Raw genomic sequence first — 316 nt, 5'->3', positions numbered from 1 at the left:
CCCCCCCCCCCCCCCCCCCCCCCCCCCCCCCCCCCCCCCCCCCCCCCCCCCCCCCCCCCCCCCCCCCCCCCCCCCCCCCCCCCCCCCCCCCCCCCCCCCCCCCCCCCCCCCCCCCCCGTTTTCAAGCCGAAGACGGCATACGAGATTTCCTGTACGGTCTCGTGGGCTCGGAGATGTGTATAAGAGACAGGTGCTGCATGCCGCTCTCGTTGAGCAGCACGTCGCCGGCGAACAGGTAGCCCTTGAACACGGTGCGCCCGTTGTCGGGAAAGGCCGGCGTGGCGATGGTGAAGCCGCAGCGCAGCGCGTCCATCAG

The 316-nt window shown here is 75.6% G+C and carries 1 pseudogene; it reads right to left on the bottom strand.

Going from position 1 to position 316, the window contains the following annotated elements:
• Nucleotides 1-163: 163 nt before the first annotated feature.
• Nucleotides 164-316: pseudogene (locus JHD63_RS23275) on the bottom strand (four-carbon acid sugar kinase family protein); the annotation flags it as partial.

This window comes from Xylophilus sp. ASV27, from assembly GCF_016428875.1.
In the GTDB taxonomy this organism is placed as follows: domain Bacteria; phylum Pseudomonadota; class Gammaproteobacteria; order Burkholderiales; family Burkholderiaceae_C; genus Xylophilus.
Note: the sequence above shows the minus strand (reverse complement) of the source record. Positions and strands in the feature narration are given on the sequence as shown.